Origin of the sequence: Saccharothrix lopnurensis (assembly GCF_042658445.1) — a bacterium.
GTDB classification, from domain to species: Bacteria; Actinomycetota; Actinomycetes; order Mycobacteriales; family Pseudonocardiaceae; genus Actinosynnema; species Actinosynnema lopnurensis.
The window spans coordinates 177,481-196,329 of record NZ_JBHSQO010000005.1 but is presented as its reverse complement, the minus strand read 5'-3'; the positions used below and the strand labels follow the sequence as shown (position 1 = coordinate 196,329).

The 18,849-nt window shown below is 72.8% G+C and carries 14 protein-coding genes; 6 read left to right on the top strand and 8 right to left on the bottom strand.

All coding sequences use genetic code 11. The annotated features are described in order from the left end of the window. Positions 1–40 precede the first annotated feature (40 nt). The gene (locus tag ACFP3R_RS07535) at positions 41–1,948 is read right to left on the bottom strand and encodes a S9 family peptidase (RefSeq protein WP_380634104.1); all 1,908 of its coding nucleotides are present in this window, start codon (positions 1,946–1,948) and stop codon (positions 41–43) included. Positions 1,949–2,011: 63 nt separating this feature from the next. Then, positions 2,012–3,025: a TerC family protein gene (locus ACFP3R_RS07530; RefSeq protein WP_380634102.1), complete on the bottom strand. Its 1,014-nt coding sequence runs from the start codon at positions 3,023–3,025 to the stop codon at positions 2,012–2,014. A 318-nt stretch (positions 3,026–3,343) separates the two neighbouring features. Here ACFP3R_RS07530 and ACFP3R_RS07525 point away from each other — a divergent pair, with 318 nt between their 5' ends. Both ACFP3R_RS07525 and ACFP3R_RS07520 read left to right on the top strand, forming a co-directional pair. Further along, the gene (locus tag ACFP3R_RS07525) at positions 3,344–6,205 is read left to right on the top strand and encodes an alpha/beta fold hydrolase (RefSeq protein ID WP_380634100.1); all 2,862 of its coding nucleotides are present in this window, start codon (positions 3,344–3,346) and stop codon (positions 6,203–6,205) included. A 146-nt stretch (positions 6,206–6,351) separates the two neighbouring features. Next, a complete protein-coding gene (locus ACFP3R_RS07520; RefSeq protein ID WP_380634097.1) occupies positions 6,352–7,263 on the top strand; it encodes an ABC transporter permease in 912 nt (303 codons plus the stop codon). 181 nt (positions 7,264–7,444) lie between these two features. Here the strand turns inward: ACFP3R_RS07520 and ACFP3R_RS07515 are convergent, their stop codons facing one another. The 3 genes from ACFP3R_RS07515 to ACFP3R_RS07505 form a co-directional block, all read right to left on the bottom strand. Further along, entirely contained in the window at positions 7,445–7,789 is a 345-nt protein-coding gene (locus ACFP3R_RS07515; protein WP_380634096.1) for an MmcQ/YjbR family DNA-binding protein, read from the bottom strand. Between the two features lie 529 nt (positions 7,790–8,318). After that, positions 8,319–10,475 (bottom strand): excinuclease ABC subunit UvrB, encoded by a 2,157-nt coding sequence (uvrB, locus tag ACFP3R_RS07510; RefSeq protein WP_380634093.1) that lies wholly within the window; start codon positions 10,473–10,475, stop codon positions 8,319–8,321. 75 nt (positions 10,476–10,550) lie between these two features. After that, on the bottom strand, positions 10,551–11,924 hold the full coding sequence (locus ACFP3R_RS07505; protein WP_380634090.1) for a DUF5685 family protein: 1,374 nt from the start codon (positions 11,922–11,924) through the stop codon (positions 10,551–10,553). Between the two features lie 107 nt (positions 11,925–12,031). On the opposite strand from ACFP3R_RS07505, the gene ACFP3R_RS07500 reads away from it, so the two are divergent. Both ACFP3R_RS07500 and ACFP3R_RS07495 read left to right on the top strand, forming a co-directional pair. Beyond that, complete coding sequence (locus ACFP3R_RS07500; protein ID WP_380634242.1) at positions 12,032–12,544, top strand: ribonuclease FAU-1 family protein; 513 nt, start codon at positions 12,032–12,034, stop codon at positions 12,542–12,544. A 332-nt stretch (positions 12,545–12,876) separates the two neighbouring features. Continuing rightward, entirely contained in the window at positions 12,877–13,395 is a 519-nt protein-coding gene (locus tag ACFP3R_RS07495; protein WP_380634087.1) for a ribonuclease FAU-1 family protein, read from the top strand. Here ACFP3R_RS07495 and coaE read toward each other — a convergent pair. The 3 genes from coaE to rpsA form a co-directional block, all read right to left on the bottom strand. Next, complete coding sequence (gene coaE / locus ACFP3R_RS07490) at positions 13,371–14,546, bottom strand: dephospho-CoA kinase (protein WP_380634084.1); 1,176 nt, start codon at positions 14,544–14,546, stop codon at positions 13,371–13,373. The genes ACFP3R_RS07495 and coaE overlap by 25 nt on opposite strands. A 27-nt stretch (positions 14,547–14,573) precedes the next feature. Next, positions 14,574–15,167 carry a hypothetical protein gene (locus ACFP3R_RS07485; protein WP_380634081.1) on the bottom strand — a complete coding sequence of 198 codons (594 nt, stop codon included), beginning with the start codon at positions 15,165–15,167 and terminating at the stop codon, positions 14,574–14,576. A 162-nt stretch (positions 15,168–15,329) separates the two neighbouring features. Beyond that, positions 15,330–16,820: a 30S ribosomal protein S1 gene (rpsA, locus tag ACFP3R_RS07480; protein ID WP_380634079.1), complete on the bottom strand. Its 1,491-nt coding sequence runs from the start codon at positions 16,818–16,820 to the stop codon at positions 15,330–15,332. Between the two features lie 190 nt (positions 16,821–17,010). Between rpsA and ACFP3R_RS07475 the strand changes: the two genes are divergently transcribed. Further along, positions 17,011–17,841 (top strand): class I SAM-dependent methyltransferase, encoded by an 831-nt coding sequence (locus ACFP3R_RS07475; RefSeq protein ID WP_380634076.1) that lies wholly within the window; start codon positions 17,011–17,013, stop codon positions 17,839–17,841. A gap of 10 nt (positions 17,842–17,851) precedes the next feature. After that, positions 17,852–18,775, top strand: coding sequence for a GNAT family N-acetyltransferase (locus ACFP3R_RS07470; protein ID WP_380634073.1), 924 nt, complete (start codon positions 17,852–17,854; stop codon positions 18,773–18,775). Positions 18,776–18,849: the final 74 nt, after the last annotated feature.

Sequence of the window (18,849 nt, the reverse complement as noted above, 5' to 3'; positions counted from 1 at the left end):
GCCGCCCGCGGGGGTCGTCGGCCCCTCTTTTCCCGCTGTTTCAGCCCAAGTGGCGTGCCCACCAGGCCAGCACGTGGTCGAAGCGCTGCTGCCGGTGGCGCGGCTTGCCCGACCTGGTCAGCTCGTGGCCCTCGCCCGGGAAGATCAGCATCTCGGCCTCGACGCCGTTGCGGCGCAGCGCCACGAACAGCCGCTGGGCCTGCTCCAGCGGGCAGCGCCAGTCGTGCTCGGAGTGCGCGACCATGAACGGCACGGTGATCTTCCCGGCGTGGGTCAGCGGGCTCATCGCCCGGTGCGCCGCGGGGTCCGGCCCGCAGTACGCCTCGGTGAAGTACCAGCCGATGTCCGAGGAGCCGGAGAACGAGTCCCAGGCGTTGACCGCGCGCTCGCTCCAGGCCGCGCGGAACCGCTCGCCGTGGTGCGCGGCCAGCCAGGTGGTCATGAAGCCGCCGTAGGAGCCGCCCATCACGCCGACGCGCCCGGCGTCGAGCTCCGGCCGCTCCAGGGCCAGGTCGAGCACCGCGAGGACGTCGTCCACGTCGACCGTGCCGAAGGCGCCTATGACGGCCTGGCCGTGCGCCTGGCCGTAGCCGGCGGAGCCGCGCGGGTTGGGCAGCACGACCGCGTACCCGGCCGCGGCGTAGACCTGGGCCTCGTCGAAGAAGCCCCAGCCGTGGTACATGAACGGGCCGCCGTGCACGGCCAGCAGCACCGGGTGCGGCCCCTCGCCCTCGGGCAGCACGAGCCAGCCGTGCACCGGGTAGCCGTCGGGGGCGGCGCCGGTCAGCTCGACCGCCGGGCGCAGCGGCACGGCGGAGCCGAGGTCGGTCAGCGGGCCGCCGCCCACGAGCACGACCTCGCCGGTGTTGTCCGGGGTGCTCACCACCGCCACGACCACGTCGCCGTCGGCGGCGAAGGACCTGACCTCGCCGCGCTCGCCGGCCAGCAGCTCCAGCTCGTCCAGCGTCGCGCCCGCGGCGTCCGGCGGCACCCGGCGCAGCTCGACCGCGCCCCGGTGGCGCACCGCCACCAGCACGCCGGACGCGGTGACCACGGCCGGGCCGGAGCCCTTCTCGCAGTCCACGGTCTCGGTGTCGGTCAGGCGCACCGGCTCGCCGCCGTCGAACCGCCACAGGCCCTGGTTGCGGGCGACGGCGTGCACGCCGGTGGACTCGGCCCCGTAGAACACCACGCCGCCGTCGGGCAGCGCGACCGGGCAGTGCGCCTGGCCCGCGGACCGGACCAGCAGCTCCGGCTCGCCGCCGGTCGCGGGCACCGAGTACAGGTCGGTGTCGAGGGTCTCGACCGCGCCGAGGTCGCGCTCGGCCACGAAGACGAGCCGCTCGCCGTCCGCGGTCCAGGTCGGCTCGGCCACGGCGAACGAGCCGTCGGTCAGCTCCACCGGCGCGGCGTCGGGGTCCAGCGCGTCGACGGTGAACAGCCGCGCGCGGCGGTCGGCGACGAAGCCGACGTCGTCGATCCGGTAGTCGAGCCGGGTGATGTGGCGCGGGGCCTCGGCGTCCGGCTCGGGGGCCGCGTCCTCGCCCTCCCGGGGCTCGCCGTAGCGGCCCGCCTCGGGCACCCGCGAGGTGAACACCAGGCGGCGGGAGTCCGGCGACCAGGTCGGCGCGCCCGCGCCCAGCCGCAGGTCGGTGAGCTTGCGGGACTCGCCGCCGGCCGCGGGCATGACGTGCAGCTGGGGCACCCCGCCCCGCTCCCCGACGCGCAGGAACGCGACCCAGCGCCCGTCCGGGGAGATCCGGGGGGCCAGGTCGCGTTCCGCCCACGTCCAGCGCCGGGGCCCGCTGCCGTCCAGCGGCACGCGGTGCAGCCCGCCCCGGTAGGCGTTCGCGGCGACGTCCGGTGTGGTCACGTTCACCAGCACCAGGTCGCCGCGAACCGTCACGGAGCCGGGGAGGGTCAGCTGTTGCAGATCATCGGGGCGCACGCTCCAGCACGTTACCCCAAGGATCTTTAGCAAGGCTTACGAGTTTTTGACGCTCACAGAACGTCACTTCCCGGGGTCGGTCCCCGCCCCGACGTGCTTGGCGGCCTCCGGGTGCCGCTTGACCTTGACCAGGCTCGCGACCGTCGTGATGACCAGCACGCCGATGATGACCGAGAGCGACACCTCGATGCCCACGGTCGGCACGTGCAGCGGCTCACCGCCGTTGAGGAACGACAGCGAGTTGGTGTGCAGCGCCTCCAGGATCAGCTTCACGCCGATGAAGCCCAGGATGACCGACAGGCCGATGGAGAGGTAGACGAGCTTGTTCAGCAGACCGCCGAGCAGGAAGTACAGCTGCCGCAGACCCATCAGGGCGAAGGCGTTGGCGGTGAAGACCAGGAACGGCTCCTTGGTCAGGCCGAAGATCGCCGGGATCGAGTCGAGCGCGAACAGCAGGTCGGTGGTGCCGATCGCGACGATGACGATGAACATCGGCGTGACGAACCGCTTGCCGTCGATCTTCACGAACGACCGGCCGCCCTGGTAACCGTCGGTCACCGGGTACACCTTGCGGACCACCCGGGTGGCGATGTTCTCCTTGTACTCCTCGCCGTCGTCGTCGTGGTTGGTGAAGGCGAGCTTGTAGCCGGTGTAGATGAGGAACGCGCCGAACAGGTAGAACACCCAGCTGAACTGCGCGATCACCGCCGCGCCGACGGCGATGAAGATGCCACGCATGACCAGCGCCATCAGGATGCCGATCAGCAGCACCTTGTGCTGGTGGATCGCGGGCACCTTGAAGGTGCTCATGATGATCAGGAAGATGAACAGGTTGTCCACGCTGAGCGAGTACTCGGTGATGTACCCGGCGAAGAACTCGCCCGCCGGGGTGCCACCCGCGAAGTACCAGACGCCCAGCCCGAACAGGATCGCCATACCGATGTAGAAGGACACCCACCGACCGGCTTCACCGATGGTGACCTCGTGCGGTTTGCGGTCGACGATGAAGAGGTCGATCGCGAGCAGCACGATCAAACCGGCGATCGTGGCGAGCCACAGCCACACGGGAACAGACATAGGGACAACCCTCCGGTGCATAGCGCGCACGCCAATGACCGGAGGTCTCCTCCGCCGGCTCCACGTGACGCCGACCGGTGGCACCGGGAACCCCGCGCCGGGTTCCGTGCTGACGACACCACCGTGTAGGGAGTACTCCCCTCCACCTGCGGATAGTCTCACCCATGACGGCCGGTTCGCGCCACCCGGGGTGATCAGCGGCACCGGACTGCGTCGTGTCGCAAGTCAGGTTAGTCCGTTTTGCCTCCCGGCGTACGCTGAGAGTCCGACGCGGTGCTCACAGCCCGTTCTCAGCCAATCACACCTAAGGTCAACTGCGTGGCCCCCCTCAACCGCCTCCGCGGCAGGTGGTCGCTCCCCGCGCTGGTCCTCGTGGTAGCCCTGGTGGGCGCCACCGCGGTCTGGACGCGCCAGGGAGACGAACCGCCCCCGGTGAGCACCCGCGACGCGGTGATCGACGTGCCGGAAAGCCCCGGCAGCGACCGCACCGTGCAGATCGACACCACCCTGTACCTCCCCGAGCGCACCCCCGCGCCCGCCGTCCTGCTCCCGCACGGCTTCGGCGGCAGCAAGGCGAGCGTCGCCGTCCAGGCGACCGAGCTGGCGCAGCGCGGGTTCGTCGTGCTCGCCTGGTCGGCGCGCGGCTTCGGCCGCAGCACCGGGCAGATCGCGCTGAACTCGCTGGACCACGAGGTCGTCGACGCCCAGAAGCTGCTCGACTGGCTGGCCACCCGCGAGGAGGTCGAGCGCGACGGCGGCGGTGACCCCCGGGTCGGCGTGACCGGCGGCTCCTACGGCGGCGCGCTCGCGCTGTCGCTGGCGGGCGTGGACCCGCGGGTGGACACCATCGCCCCGGTCATCACCTACAACGACCTGGCCCAGGCGCTGCTGCCGAACTCGGCGCGCGCCGACGGCGTGGACCCCTCGACCCCCTCGCCCGGCGCGTTCGCCGACAACGGCGTGTTCAAGCGGTCGTGGGCGGGGATCTTCTTCTCCGCGGGCCTGTCCGGCGCCGACGCCACCAACCCGGGCCAGGAGGCGAGCGAGCCCGGCCAGGAGGACGACGACCAGGGCCTGGGCGGCGCGGCCGCCGCGGCGACCCAGCCGACGCCCGCCGCGCCGGACGACGTCCGGCCGACCGGCCCGGCCACCGGCGCGTGCGGCCGCTTCCAGGCCGACGTGTGCGCCGCCTACACCGAGGTCGCGACCACCGGCCGGGCCGGGCCGCAGGCCCTGGAGGTGCTGCGCCGCGCGTCGCCGGCGGCGGTCACCGGCCGGATCACCCAGCCGACCATGATCGTGCAGGGCGAGCAGGACACCCTGTTCGGCCTCGACCAGGCCGACGCCAACGCCCGCCAGATCGCCGCCAACGGCGCGAAGGTCAAGGTCGTCTGGTACTCCGGCGGCCACGACGGCGGCTCGCCGGGGCCGGAGCTGCGCGGGCAGATCGCCGACTGGCTGGCGTTCCACCTGTCCGGCGAGGGCGAGGACCCCGGCACCGGCTTCGAGTACACCGTGGTCGGCGCGTTCCGCAGCAGCGGCTCGCCGTCGCTGCGCAACGTCGTCGCGCCCGCCTACCCCGGCCTGGCGGGCTCCGCCCCGGTCCAGCGGGTGGACGTGCCGCTGTCCGGGCGCGAGCAGCTCGTGGTGAACCCGGCGGGCGGCAACCCGGCCGCCGTGTCCAGCCTGCCCGGCCTCGGGGCGGTGGTGTCGCGGTCCAGCTCGCTGTCCTCGCGGCTCTCGCTCGACCTCCCCGGCCAGACCGCGGTGTTCCAGAGCGAGCCGCAGACCGGGCAGACGCTGGTCACCGGCGCCTCCGCGGTGCGGCTGCGCGTGGCCGCCGTGCCCGGCCAGCCGGTGCCGCCCGAGGGCGCGGTGCTGTTCGCGAAGCTCTACGACGCCGACGCCAACGGGGTCCGGGTGCTGCCCGGCTCGGCGGTCGCGCCGGTGCGGGTGGCGAACCTGCCCGCCGACGGCACGCCGGTCGAGGTGACCGTGACGCTGCCCGGCGCGGTGCGGCCGGTGGAGACCGACCACCGGTTCCAGCTGGTGGTGTCGACCACCGACCAGGCTTACGCCAACGCCACCCAGCCGGCCGCGTACCGGGTGTCGCTGGCCTCGCCCGCGCTGTCGGTGCCGGTGGTGCCGGGCGTGAACGCGACCAGCGACGTGCCGACCGGCGCGCTGTGGGGCATCGGGCTCGTGCTGATCGCGAGCGTGATCGCGACCGTGGTCGCGTGGTTCCGGCGGCGGCTGGCCGCGGACGTCGACCCGGAGCTGGCGGGCGTGCCGCTGGTGATCGAGGGCCTGACCAAGTCCTACCCCGGCGGGCTGACCGCGGTGCGCGACCTGTCGTTCCGGGTGGAGCACGGCCAGGTGCTGGGCCTGCTCGGGCCGAACGGCGCGGGCAAGACCACCACGCTGCGCATGTTGATGGGCCTGATCCGGCCCAGCGAGGGCGGCATCCGGGTGTTCGGGCACCGGGTGCACCCCGGCGCGCCGGTGCTGTCCCGGATCGGGTCGTTCGTCGAGGGCTCCGGCTTCCTGCCGCACCTGTCCGGCGCGGCCAACCTGCGGCTGTACTGGGAGGCCACCGGCCGGCCGGAGGAGCAGGCGCACGTCGAGGAGGCGCTGGAGATCGCGGGCCTGGGCAACGCGGTGCACCGGCGCGTGCGGACCTACAGCCAGGGCATGAGGCAGCGGCTGGCGATCGCGCAGGCCATGCTCGGCCTGCCGGACCTGCTGGTGCTCGACGAGCCGACCAACGGGCTCGACCCGCCCCAGATCCACCAGATGCGCGAGGTGCTGCGCCGCTACGCGGCGGCGGGGCGCACCGTGCTGGTGTCCTCCCACCTGCTCGCCGAGGTCGAGCAGACCTGCTCGCACGTCGTGGTGATGCACAAGGGGACGCTGGTCGCGGCCGGTCCGGTCGAGGAGATCGCGACGGGTGGCGGCGAGGCCAGCTTCCGGGTCGACCGGCCAGAGGAGGCGGCCTCCGTGCTGCGCGGCCTGTCCGGCGTGCACGAGGTGCACGTGGACGGCGAGCAGGTCCACGCCGGCCTCAACGGCATGCCCCGGGCATCGGCGTTGCAGGCCCTCGTGGCCGCGGGCGTGGCGGTGGACCAGGCCGGTCCGCGACGGCGGCTGGAAGACGCGTTCCTGGAGTTGGTGGGCGAATGAGCACGCGGAACGGGACGTCCGGCGGGACTTCCGGCGGGACGTCGAGTGGGACTTCCGGCGGGACGTCGAGTGGGACTTCCGGCGGGACGTCGAGCAGGGCGCCCAGCGGGGCGTCGGGTGGGCCGTCGAGCAGGGCGTCCAACGGGGTGCACACCGACCCGGGCGCGATCGCGGACCTGACCGCGGCCGCGGCGGCCGAGTCGTCGGAGGTCGCGGCGGACGGCTCCAAGGCCGGTTACCGGGCCGGGAAGACCCTGCGCATCCGGGTCGAGCTGGCGCGGCAGCTGCGGCGCCGGCGGACGCAGCTGGTGCTGGGGTTCCTGGTGCTGCTGCCGTTCATCCTGGTGGTGGCGTTCGAGGTCGGGCAGTCGCAGGAGAACCGGCGGTCGGGTGGTTTCGTCGACCTGGCCACGGCCAGCGGCGTGAACTTCGTGATCCTGACGCTGTTCGTGTCGGGCAGCTTCCTGCTGCCGATGATCGTGGCGCTGTTCTTCGGCGACACGATCGCGTCCGAGGCGTCGTGGTCGTCGCTGAAGTACCTGCTGGCGGCGCCCGTGCCGAGGCACCGGCTGCTGCGGCAGAAGGCGCTGGCGTCCGGGTTGCTGTCGGTGTTCGCGATGGTGCTGCTGCCCGCGGTGGCGCTGGGTGTGGGCGTGCTCTGGTACGGGGCCGGGGAGGCGGTGTCGCCCACGGGCGAGGCCGCGTCATTCGGGACCGGGGTCTACGGCCTGGCGCTGGCGGTCGTGTACATCTCGATCCACCTGTTCTGGCTGGCCGGGTTGGCGCTGTACCTGTCGGTGTCCACGGACGCGCCGCTGGGTGCGGTGGGCGGCGCGGTGCTGGCGTCGATCCTGTCGCAGATCCTGGACCAGATCACGGCGCTGGAGGGGCTGCGGGACTACCTGCCGACGCACTACGCGTTGGCGTGGGTGGACCTGCTGTCGACGGACGTGGACTGGTCGCAGATGGCGCGGGGGGCGTTCTCGGCGTTGGCTTTCGGGGCGTTCTTCATGCTGTTGGCGGCGCGGAAGTTCGCGCGGAAGGACATCACGAGCTGAGGTCTGGATCTTGACGGGGGCGCCGGGTTCTCACCCGGCGCCCCCGTTTTGGCTTTTCAGGGCTGGTTCGCCTTCCGGGCCTTGCCGCCTTCCGGGACCTTTGTCGCCTTTCGGGCCTTTGTCGCCTTCCCGGGGTCTACCGCCTCTCGGGCCTTATCGCCTTCTGGGGCCTCGCCGCCGGTCAGGGCCGCTTGGCCTTGGGCAACTTGGCCACAACGGCGTCGTAGGAGGCGTCGAGCAGCTCGCGCACCTCGTCAGCCGGGACCGACCCCGCCAGCTCCACCCGGTTCCACCCGTAGCGGCCGACGTAAGCGCTGGTGGTGATGTGGTCGGGGTGGCGCTCCCGCCACTCGGCGGCCTCCTCGGCGTTGGCCCCGCACTTCACCCCCACGGTGTGGCTGGGCAGCCCGATGAACGCGAACGCCTTGCCGCCCACCTTGCAGACCAGTTCCTCGTCGCCCCAGGGATAGGTTTCCTCGGCCCCGGGCTTGGCCAGGCAGTGGGCGATGACCTCGTCGAGCGTCATGGCGCAACTTTAGGTGCCGTGGAAGTGGGCTGGTGGCGGACTCGCGCGCCGCCGAGGCCGTCAGCGCGGCGTGGCGGGCCACGCCACGCCGCCGGGCGGCAGTTCGTGCCGAACCGCTGGGGAACAGTCCGTGCCAGACCATCGGGCGCCGGCCCGCGCCAGGCAACCTGTGGCCTCGGGCCGGCACAGGCCACCAGGCGGCGGTCCATACCCGTGCCCGCCAACCCGTGGCCGTCCGTGCCGGAACACCAGGCGGCCGTTCGTGCCGGGTCGCCGGGCGGCGGGTCCGTGCCGGGGCACCGGGCGGCGGTCTGTGTCGGGTCGCTGGGCGGCGGGCTGTTCTGGACCACCGGGTGGCGGTCCGGCTCAGGGCCTTGGGTGTGGCGGGTCGGCGGGTCGGCGGGTCGGCGGGAGGGTTCGGGGGTTGCTGGGTGGTCTCGGGGCTCCGTCTTTCTCAACCGATGAGCGTAACGGCGTTTCCGTACATCACGGCCGTCGGGACCACTCGATCGAGTTAGGCACGCCCCTCCTACTTCACCCCCGCCGCGTCCATGCCGCGCAGTTCCTTCTTCAGGTCCTGGATCTCGTCGCGCAGTCGGCCCGCCAGCTCGAACCGGAGCTCGCGCGCCGCGTTCATCATCTGGTCGGTCAGCTGCTGCACCAGGTCCGCCAGTTCGGAGCGCGCCATGCTGCTGGTGTCCCGGTCGGTCAGCACGCCGGAGCTGCGGCCCGAGGCACCCGGATCGCCCGTCGGCTTCTTGCCCCGGCTCGTGTTGCGGCCCGAGCCACCCGGCTCGACCGCGTCCTCCGCCTCGGCGTAGACCTGCTCCAGGATGTCGGTGATCTTCTTGCGCAGCGGCTGGGGGTCGAGGCCCCGCTCCTCGTTGTAGGCGATCTGCTTGGCCCGGCGGCGGTTGGTCTCGTCGATCGCGTGCCGCATGGAGTCGGTGATCCGGTCCGCGTACATGTGGACCTCGCCCGAGACGTTGCGGGCCGCGCGGCCGATCGTCTGGATCAGGCTGGTGCCGGAGCGGAGGAAGCCCTCCTTGTCCGCGTCGAGGATCGCCACCAGCGACACCTCGGGTAGGTCGAGGCCCTCGCGGAGCAGGTTGATGCCGATCAGCACGTCGTACTCGCCGAGGCGCAGTTGGCGCAGGAGCTCGACGCGGCGCAGGGTGTCGATGTCCGAGTGCAGGTAGCGGACCCGGATGCCGAGTTCGAGGAGGTAGTCGGTGAGGTCCTCGGACATCTTCTTGGTCAGGGTGGTGACCAGGACGCGCTCGTCGCGCTCCGTCCGGGTGCGGATCTCGTGCACCAGGTCGTCGATCTGGCCCTCGGTCGGCTTGACCACGACCTGCGGGTCGACCAGGCCGGTGGGGCGGATGACCTGCTCGACGAACTCGCCGCCGGCCTGCCCCATCTCGTACGGGCCGGGCGTCGCGGACAGGTAGAGGGTCTGCCCGATCCGGTCGGCGAACTCCTCCCAGGTCAGCGGGCGGTTGTCCAGCGCGCTGGGCAGGCGGAAGCCGTGTTCGACGAGGTTGCGCTTGCGGGACGCGTCGCCCTCGTACATGCCGCCGATCTGCGGCACGGTCACGTGGGACTCGTCGATCACCAGCAGGAAGTCGTCCGGGAAGTAGTCGATGAGGGTGGCGGGCGCGGTGCCGGCAGGGCGGTCGTCGATGTGGCGCGAGTAGTTCTCGATGCCGGAGCAGAAGCCGACCTGGCGCATCATCTCGATGTCGTAGGTGGTGCGCATCCGCAACCGCTGGGCCTCCAGCAGCTTGCCCTGGCGCTCCATCCTGGCCAGCTGCCCGGTCAGCTCCTCCTCGATGTTGCGGATGGCCTTCTCCATCCGCTCGGGGCCGGCCACGTAGTGGGTGGCCGGGAAGATGCGCAGCTCCTCGACCTCCTTGACCACGTCGCCGGTCAGGGGGTGCAGGTAGTACAGCTTGTCGATCTCGTCGCCGAAGAACTCGACCCGGATGGCCAGCTCCTCGTACGCCGGGATGATCTCGACCGTGTCGCCGCGCACGCGGAAGGTGCCCCGGTTGAACGCGATGTCGTTGCGCGCGTACTGCACGTCGACCAGGGCCCGCAGCAGCAGGTCGCGCTCGATCTCCCCGCCGACCTCCAGCAGGATCGAGCGGTCGAGGTACGACTGGGGCGTGCCCAGGCCGTAGATGCACGACACCGAGGCCACCACGATCACGTCGCGCCGGGTCAGCAGGCTCATCGTGGCCGAGTGGCGCAGCCGTTCGACGTCCTCGTTGATCGACGAGTCCTTCTCGATGTACGTGTCCGTCTGCGGGATGTACGCCTCGGGCTGGTAGTAGTCGTAGTAGCTGACGAAGTACTCCACCGCGTTGTCGGGGAAGAACTCCTTCAGCTCGTTGGCCAGCTGCGCCGCCAGGGTCTTGTTGGGCGCCATCACCAGCGTGGGCCGCTGGAGCTTCTCCACCAGCCACGCCGTGGTGGCCGACTTGCCGGTACCGGTGGCGCCGAGCAGGACGACGTCCTTCTCCCCCGCGCGGACGCGCTGTTCGAGCTCCGCGATCGCCGCGGGCTGGTCGCCCGCCGGCTGGTAGTCGCTGACCACGCGGAACCGCCCGTCGGTGCGGGGGATGTCACCGACGGGACGGTGCGACGAGTGCGCCTTGACCGGGATCTCGGTAGGGAATGCCACGTCCAGAAAGGTACGCCTCGGGTCTGACAATTTCCGTCCGCCCTGGTGGGGGCGGGTGGCGGGGAACGGGCGTGGTCAGCAGTTGCAGTCGCAGCAGTTGCAGCAGTTGCAGTCCGGGCCGCAGTCGCAGTTGCACCACGCCTCGCGCCGCTTGCCGCTCCACGGCCCGGGGTGCGGGTCGCGGCAGCAGTACTGGCAGGTGCCGCACTGGTACAGCACCGCCAGGCAGCCCGCGGAGAACCCCCGGCCGACCGGCGGTCGGCGCAGCTCCGGCCAGGACCACAGGCCGCTGCCGGGGCCCACCGGGTCGGCGCCGCCCTTGCGGGGTTTGCGACCGGTGGGTGGCGGCGGGCCGGCGGGGCCGGTCGCGCCGGGGGGCGCGTAACCGGGTGGCGGCACGTGGCCGGGAGGCGGCGAGCAGGTCCCGGGTGGCGCGCCGAACGGCGGCACGGGGCCGCGCGGGTCCCCGGGCGAGTGGTCGCGGGGTGAGTGGTCGCGGGGTGAGTGGTCGCGGGGTGAGTGGTCGCGGGGTGAGTGGTCGCGGGAGGAGCCGTCGTGTGCCGAGTGGCCCGGGGACGAGGGGCCCGGGGACGAGGGGCCGTGCGGTTCGCCGAACGCCCGCCGGACCGACTCGCGCACCTCGTGCACCAGCAGCGCGTGCACCAGCCGGTCGTCGGCGAACTCCACCTCGCGCAGGGCGAGTTCGATCCCCAGCGCCGCGTCGTCGCACAGCCGCCGCGCCTCCGCCACCGGGGTGCCGGTCGCGAGCAGCGGGTTCCACGCGCCCGACGCCCGGTCCTCGGCCAGGTCCTCCACCGCGTCGAGCAGGTGCGCCAGCCGCCCGAACAGCCGCCCGACCTCGCGCAGCGGCGCCGCGTTCCCGGGCCGCCCGGCCAGCAGCGCGGTCTGCGCGGTGGCCTCACCGGCGGCGGTCTCGGTCGGTTCGGTCACGGCGAGCAGCGACGACCCCGGCCCGGCCGCCGCCTCGACCTCGGGCTGCCGCCGCACGGCGTCCACCAGCACGGCGGTGTCGAACCCGAGGTCGGCGCCGGTGGTCGCGGCCTGGGCCGCCCAGCGCCGGGCCACCCCCCTGCCCGCGCCCCGCAGCGGGGCGTGCGCGAACGCGCCGTCGCGGTCGGACACGTGGTCGTCGACCTTGGCCGATGCCAGCACCAGGGACACCGACGCGGCCAGGCGCGCGCTCGCGCCCACGGCGACGTCGGCCGACCGCATACCGCGCAGCGCGCACGGCCCGGCGGACCGTCGCGCGCGCCCGGCCTGCGCCTCCACCAGGGCGGAGATGACCAGGCCGTCGTAGTTGGTGACCACGCGCGCCAGCTGGCCGTGGTCGTCGCGCAGCGCCAGGCACAGGCCGCACAGGTGGGCCAGCCACGCCTCGCGCAGCTCGGGGCCCAGGCGGTTCCGGCAGGGGCGGATGATGCCGAACATGCCCGCAGACTAAGCGATCATCCTACTTTCGGGTGATAAAAGTGAGTGTCCTACGGGTCGGGCTGCATAGGGTCGGGCCTGTGACGCCGAGCTCCGCCGGGACCCGTATGCACATCCACCCGCCGAAGATCGAGTACTTCGACCTCGACGCCAAGAGCAACACCGACCCGAAGGGGTTCCTGCGCGGCGTCGACGAGTACCGGCTGGCACCCCACGGCCTCTACATGGCCCGGCCGATGCCCGGCCACCCTGACATCGCGCACACCGAGTCGTGGCTGCTGCCCGGCCACGGCCTGCGCGTGACCAGGTGGACCTGGCACCCGGGCCGCGAGCGCGACTACGACCTGTACCTGGACGTGGTGGAGATCAGCTCCAGCGGGTCGGTGTGGAAGACCGTCGACCTGTACCTGGACCTGGTGGTGCGCACCGGGCGCGGGGTGACCGTGCTGGACACCGACGAGCTGCTGGCCGCCCTGGACCGGGGGCTGATCCGGCCGGAGCGGGCCCAGTGGGCACTGGAGACGACCTACCGCGCGGTGGCCGGGATCGCCGCGCACGGCCACGACGCGGTGCGCTGGCTGGCCGCCCAGGGCGCGGTCACGACCTGGCGCCGGGGGTAGCCGAACGGCCGGTCGCGCCGCGTCACACCTTCGGACCCACCTGCCGCGGACCACGGGCCCCCGGACAGGCCGCGACGCCGGCGCGGGCGCGGTTCCCCACCTGCGCGCCTCGCCCGCCCGGCGCCGGAGCGCGCGCCCACCCCGGCAACCCGCGCCACCCACCCGGGCGATGATCACGAACCGGCATCGGCGCTAATACAGACAGTCACACATGCAGGTCAACCGCCATCCCGGTCCGTCACCGGATAGAGACCGCATACACCACAGACCGTGATGTAACAAATCGACCCGGACAGTTACCGGGAGCACACCTGCGGCTACCCTCGGATCGCGTGGGAGCGGTCATCACACCTCAGCTGGTCGACGTGGTCGACACCATCAGCGCAGTTCGCAGCTACTCCAGCGGCACGTCGCGACTCCTGTCCACGTGCCGGGTCGAGGACTGGGGGCTGCGGTTGGAGTGCCCCACCCCCGAGGACCCGTTCTCGGATTCCGAGGTCACCTGGTTGATGCCGGAGCTCGGTCTGCGGCTCACCCACCACCGACCCCGCTCCCGGCACGCCCGCAGCGGCCCGAGCGTGCTCAGCGCGGTCCGCGTGCAGCGCGACGGCCGCGCGTGGCGCACCACGGACCTGCTTCTGGGCCTGGCCGTGCCGGGCGGCACGACCGCGCGGATCGTGCGCTCCGAGGAGTTCGCGGCCGCCGTCGCCGGGCGCGTGCTGGGGCCCGACGACGCCGATCAGGCGCTGCGCACCGTGCACCGCACCCTGGAGGAGGTCAGCCTGCACCGCCACGACCTGCGGGCGTGGCTGACCCACCGCGGCATCTACGACGCCTGGCCGCCCCTGTAGAACGCCTCGACCCGGGCGGTCGCGGCGGCCATCCACGGGTCCTTGGCGTCGGCGTAGTCGAGGCTGTGGCCGTCCACCCGGTGCCTCCCGGCCAGCTCCAGCTTCAGCGCCTCGTACTCCGCGCGCGCCGCCGCGTCGGCCCGCAGCCAGTCGCGGAAGCGGATCGCCCACCGCCACGCCGGGCCGTCCTCGACCCGCACGTGCAGGTTGACCCGGCGCTTCGGGTCGCCGCCCACGTGCAGCCGCTTGCGCCACAGCTCCGGCGCGTCGCCGGGGTTCCGAGGGGTGTCCTCGCTCAGGCCGAGACCCGGGAAACCCCCGTCGGACAGCACGTCCTCCAGTTCGGCGGCCTCCTCCAGCGACCGCACGCCGAGCTGGAGGTCCAGCACGTCCTTGGCCGCGAGGCCGGGCACCGCCGTGGAGCCGATGTGCTCGACCGCGCGGCCGCCGGCCACCGCCCGGAGCCGGGCGACGACGCGGTCCGCCTGCTCGGGCCACGTCCCGTCGTAGGGCACCACGACCGGCGGGGTCCCCCGGTGGCGGCGCAGCCGGACGTTGGCCTCGTAGGGCACCAGCCGGTCCGCCCACAGCTCGTCCACCCGCGACAGCACCACGTCCGGGGTGCCGGAGTTGTCCAGCCACACGTCCGCGACCCGGCGCCGCTGCTCGTCGTCGGCCTGGGCGGCGACGCGCCTGCGGGCGTCGTCCTCGGCCAGCCCCCGGCCGACCAGCCGCCGCACGCGCTCCTCGACGTCCGCGTGCACGATCACCACCAGGTGGTACAGCGGCGCGAGGCCGTTCTCCACCAGCAGCGGCACGTCGTGCACGACGATCGCCTCCGCGGGCGCGGCGGCGATCAGCTCGGCGGTGCGGGCGGCGATCCTCGGGTGGGTGATGCCGTTGAGGGTGGCGCGGGCCGCCTCGTCGCTGAACACCCTCGCCGCCAGGGCCGGGCGGTTCAGCGCGCCGGAGGCGCCCACGACGTCGGCGCCGAACGCCTCGACGATCTCAGCCAGCCCCTCGGTGCCGGGTTCGACCACCTCCCGCGCGAGCAGGTCGGCGTCGACCACCACCGCCCCGTGCTCGGCGAGCCTGCCCGCCACCGTCGACTTGCCCGACCCGATTCCCCCGGAGAGGCCCACGCGCAACATGGGCACAGCCTGCCGGCCGCGGGGCCCTCAGTCCTCCTCGACGGGGGTCATCGCCTGCTGCGCCAGCGCGGCGAGGACGGCGCCCACCTTCTCGTCCGGGACGACGCCGGCCTTGACGCGCGCCACGAACGTGGTCTTCCCCAGGGAGCCGATGAGCAGCCGCTCGTCCCTGGTCGTGACCAGGGACGCCTTGTGCCTGGTCACGTCGACCTGCGTGGCGGTGGCGCCCTCGCGGCGCTCGGCGTCCACGCTGTCGGTGACGCGGCCCGCGGCGGTGGGCTCGTCCACGTACGTGGCCAGGCCGACGACCACCGGGGCGGTCGCGAGGCCCCGGCCGACGCCGTAGTAGCAGTCGATCTTGGCGGTGCGGCCGAGGGACGGCTCGGGGATGCCGACGACCTGCGTCAGCTCGCCGGGCAGCTCGTGGCCGAGGTGGGTGGTGAGCACGTCGGTCGGCACGATCAGCTCGCAGTCGACGGGCAGCTCGCGGTCCACCATCTGCGGGACCCTGGTGATCGTGGTGGGCGGCAGGATCGTCGGGATCCGCGGCGGCGGCGCGGCCGGGGACGGCTCGGACACGCAGGCCGAGCACAGCACCGCCAGCACCACGAGGCCCACCATCCGCGCACCCATAGGGTGATCAACCTAGCGCAATCGGATGGTTTCGCGGCGAAAAGTCATGGTTTGGTGACTCTGGGTGGGGACCGGAGACCCAGGAAAAGGGATCGCCCCCTGCCCGTTGTGGGCAGGGGGCGACCGGGAGGTTCAGCGAACCTCAAGCGATCAGGCGCCGCCCGACAGCTTCTCCCGCAGCGCGGCCAGCTGCTCGTCGCTGGCCAGGGTGCCACCGGCCTGGGCCGGGGCGCCCGTGGAGGACGCGGCGGCCGGGGCGTCGCCACCGGACGAGTAGTTCGTCTCGCCCGCGGCCTCCTCCTCGGCGGCAGCGGCCTTCACGACCTGCTTCATGTGGGCCTCGTAGCGCGTGTGGGCCTCGGCGTACTGCCGCTCCCACTCCTCGCGCTGCTTGTCGAAGCCTTCCTGCCACTCCTGGGTCTCCGGGTCGAAGCCCTCGGGGTAGATGTAGTTCCCCTGGTCGTCGTACTCGGCGGCCATGCCGTACTGGGTCGGGTCGAACTCCGAGTCCGGCGTGAAGCCCTCGTTCGCCTGCTTCAGCGAGAGCGAGATGCGGCGGCGGTCCAGGTCGATGTCGATGACCTTGACCATGACGTCGTCGCCGACCTGCACGACCTGCTCCGGGATCTCGACGTGGCGCTCGGCCAACTCGGAGATGTGGACCAGGCCCTCGATGCCCTCGTCCACCCGGACGAACGCGCCGAACGGGACGAGCTTGGTGACCTTGCCCGGCACGATCTGGCCGATCGCGTGGGTGCGGGCGAACTGGCGCCACGGGTCTTCCTGCGTCGCCTTGAGCGACAGCGACACGCGCTCGCGCTCCATGTCGACGTCGAGGACCTCGACGGTGACCTCCTGGCCGACCTCGACGACCTCGGAGGGGTGGTCGATGTGCTTCCAGGACAGCTCGGAGACGTGCACCAGGCCGTCGACGCCACCCAGGTCCACGAAGGCACCGAAGTTGACGATGGAGGACACGACGCCCTTGCGGACCTGGCCCTTCTGCAGCTGGTTGAGGAACTCGCTGCGGACCTCGGACTGGGTCTGCTCCAGCCAGGCGCGGCGGGACAGGACCACGTTGTTGCGGTTCTTGTCCAGCTCGATGATCTTGGCTTCGAGCTCCCGGCCGACGTACGGCTGGAGGTCGCGCACGCGCCGCATCTCCACCAGGGAGGCGGGGAGGAAGCCACGCAGGCCGATGTCCAGGATCAGGCCGCCCTTGACGACCTCGATGACCGTGCCGCGGACCGGCTCGTCCTTCTCCTTGAGGGCCTCGATGGTGCCCCAGGCGCGCTCGTACTGGGCGCGCTTCTTGGAGAGGATCAGCCGGCCTTCCTTGTCCTCCTTCTGGAGGACGAGGGCCTCGACCTCGTCACCGACCTTGACGACCTCGTTGGGGTCGACGTCGTGCTTGATCGACAACTCGCGCGAGGGGATGACGCCCTCGGTCTTGTAGCCGATGTCGAGCAGGACCTCGTCCCGGTCGACCTTGACGATCGTGCCCTCGACGATATCGCCGTCGTTGAAGTACTTGATCGTCTTGTCGATAGCAGCGAGGAAGTCCTCCTCCGTCCCGATATCGTTGATGGCGACCTGCTTCGGCGCAGCGGCAACCGGGACAGTGGTGGTGTCGGTGGACATTAGGTAGGTGGCTCCGGTACGGATTGGGGTTTCGGCCTGCGGGTTCAACGCTTCGCGGAGGGCACGCCCCACCGCGGAGACCGACTCACCAGGGGATCACCGATCATGGGCAGCGCGAACGCACCACGCACGCGGTATCGTACGCGGCTCGACGACCGCCGGGCAAACCGGTCCACGTGAATGGAGCAGTGTGTCCGACCAGCACGCGAGCGCCGAACTGGCGCTCGGCACCACCGGCATCGCCAAGCGGGGCGCCGACGCCGACGAGTCGCGGGCGGCCAACCGGGTGTGGTGGGACGCCGACGCCGACGACTACCACGCCGAGCACGGGGGTTTCCTCGGCGCGGCGGACTTCGTCTGGTGCCCGGAGGGGCTCCGCGAGGCGGACGCCGGCTTCCTCGGCGACGTGCGCGGGCGGCGGGTGCTGGAGGTCGGCTGCGGCTCGGCGCCGTGCGCGCGGTGGCTGGCCGGCCGGGGGGCCGGGGTGGTGGCGCTGGACCTGTCGGCCGGGATGCTGCGGCACGCCCGCGCGGGCAACGCGGCGACCGGGCTCGACGTGCCGCTGGTCCAGGCCAGCGCCGACCAACTGCCGTTCCGGGACGGGTCCTTCGACGCGGCGTGCTCGGCGTTCGGCGGCGTGCCGTTCGTGGCGGACGTGGGCGAGGTGTTCCGCGAGGTGGCCCGCGTGCTGCGGCCGGGGGCGCCGTGGGTGTTCTCCGTGACTCACCCGATGAGGTGGATCTTCCCGGACGACCCGGGACCGGGTGGGCTGACCGTGACCCAGTCGTACTTCGACCGGACGCCGTACGTGGAGGTCGACGAGTCGGGCCGGGCCACGTACGTGGAGCACCACCGGACCACCGGGGACTACGTGCGGGCCCTCGTCGGGGCGGGGTTGGAGCTGCTGGACCTGGTGGAGCCGGAGTGGCCGGCGGGCCACACCCGCAGGTGGGGCCAGTGGAGCCCGCTGCGCGGCCGGCTGTTCCCGGGCACCGCGATCTTCCGCACCCGGAAGCCGTAGCCTCCCGGGCATGACCGTGGGGCGGGTGCTGGTGGACGCGCAGAGCGCGCGGTTCGCGGGCATCGACCCGCTGCTGCCCCCGGTGACCGCCCCGGCGGACGGGGACGTGGTGACCGCGGCCCTGCCGGACGGCACGCGGGTCGCGGGGGTGCTGCACCACCAGGTGCACGAGCGCCGCTCCCCCGCCCGCCTGTGGTCGGCGACCGAGGTGTGGGAGCTGGCGCCGCTGCTGGGCGGCACGGGCGGGGCGGGCATGGACGCGCTGCTGCGCGCCTGGCGCAAGCGGCTGGACCTGGCGCGGCCGGCCGAGCGCGACTCGGCGTGCGTGCTGACCTGGCCGAGCCGGGACGCGGAGGCGACCCGGGCGCTGCTCGACCACGGCCTGGTGCCGCTGACCGTGATCGCGGTGCGGCGCGGGCCGAGCCCGCCGGTGGCGGGGGTCGCGACGATCCGCCGGGCCACGCCCGGCGACCTGGAGGCCGTGCTCGCGCTGGCGCTGGCCGAGCTGCACTACTCGTCGATGGTCGGCTCCACGGTGCGGCGGCCGGACGCGGTGGAGCTCAAGCGGCGGGGGCTGGCCGACCGGCTGGCCGCGGGCGGCCCGATGTGGCTGGCCGAGCGCGACGGCGTGGCGGTGGGGCTGGTCGAGTGCGCGGTGGTGACCGCGGAGCCGGGCAACTGGACCGGCTCCCGCCTGCCGCCGGGCCGCTGGGGCTACGTGAACTGCGTGTCGGTGCTGCCGGGCGCGCGGGGCAGCGGCGTGGGCCGGCAGCTGATGGCGTTCGCGCACCGCGAGCTGGCGCGGCTGGGCACGGTCGGCACCTACCTCTACTACAACCCGCCGAACCCGCTGTCCTCGGTGTTCTGGCCCCGGCAGGGCTACCGTCCACTGTGGACGATGTGGGAGGTGCGCCCGGCGGGCGCGTTGCGCTAGGCCACACCCCCGGCGGTTGCGGGCGGCCCCTCGCGGTTCGCTGGTTGAACTGACCGGTCAGTTCAACACGAGGA

What these genes read in the sequence shown, in the direction of transcription:
- ACFP3R_RS07530 (WP_380634102.1), bottom strand. Translation starts at nt 3,025, where the DNA reads ATGTCTGTTCCCGTGTGGCTGTGGCTCGCCACGATCGCCGGTTTGATC.
- ACFP3R_RS07515 (WP_380634096.1), bottom strand. Translation starts at nt 7,789, where the DNA reads ATGACGCTCGACGAGGTCATCGCCCACTGCCTGGCCAAGCCCGGGGCC.
- ACFP3R_RS07505 (WP_380634090.1), bottom strand. Translation starts at nt 11,924, where the DNA reads ATGTTCGGCATCATCCGCCCCTGCCGGAACCGCCTGGGCCCCGAGCTG.
- ACFP3R_RS07500 (WP_380634242.1), top strand. Translation starts at nt 12,032, where the DNA reads ATGCACATCCACCCGCCGAAGATCGAGTACTTCGACCTCGACGCCAAG.
- coaE (WP_380634084.1), bottom strand. Translation starts at nt 14,546, where the DNA reads ATGTTGCGCGTGGGCCTCTCCGGGGGAATCGGGTCGGGCAAGTCGACG.
- ACFP3R_RS07485 (WP_380634081.1), bottom strand. Translation starts at nt 15,167, where the DNA reads ATGGTGGGCCTCGTGGTGCTGGCGGTGCTGTGCTCGGCCTGCGTGTCC.
- rpsA (WP_380634079.1), bottom strand. Translation starts at nt 16,820, where the DNA reads ATGTCCACCGACACCACCACTGTCCCGGTTGCCGCTGCGCCGAAGCAG.
- ACFP3R_RS07470 (WP_380634073.1), top strand. Translation starts at nt 17,852, where the DNA reads ATGACCGTGGGGCGGGTGCTGGTGGACGCGCAGAGCGCGCGGTTCGCG.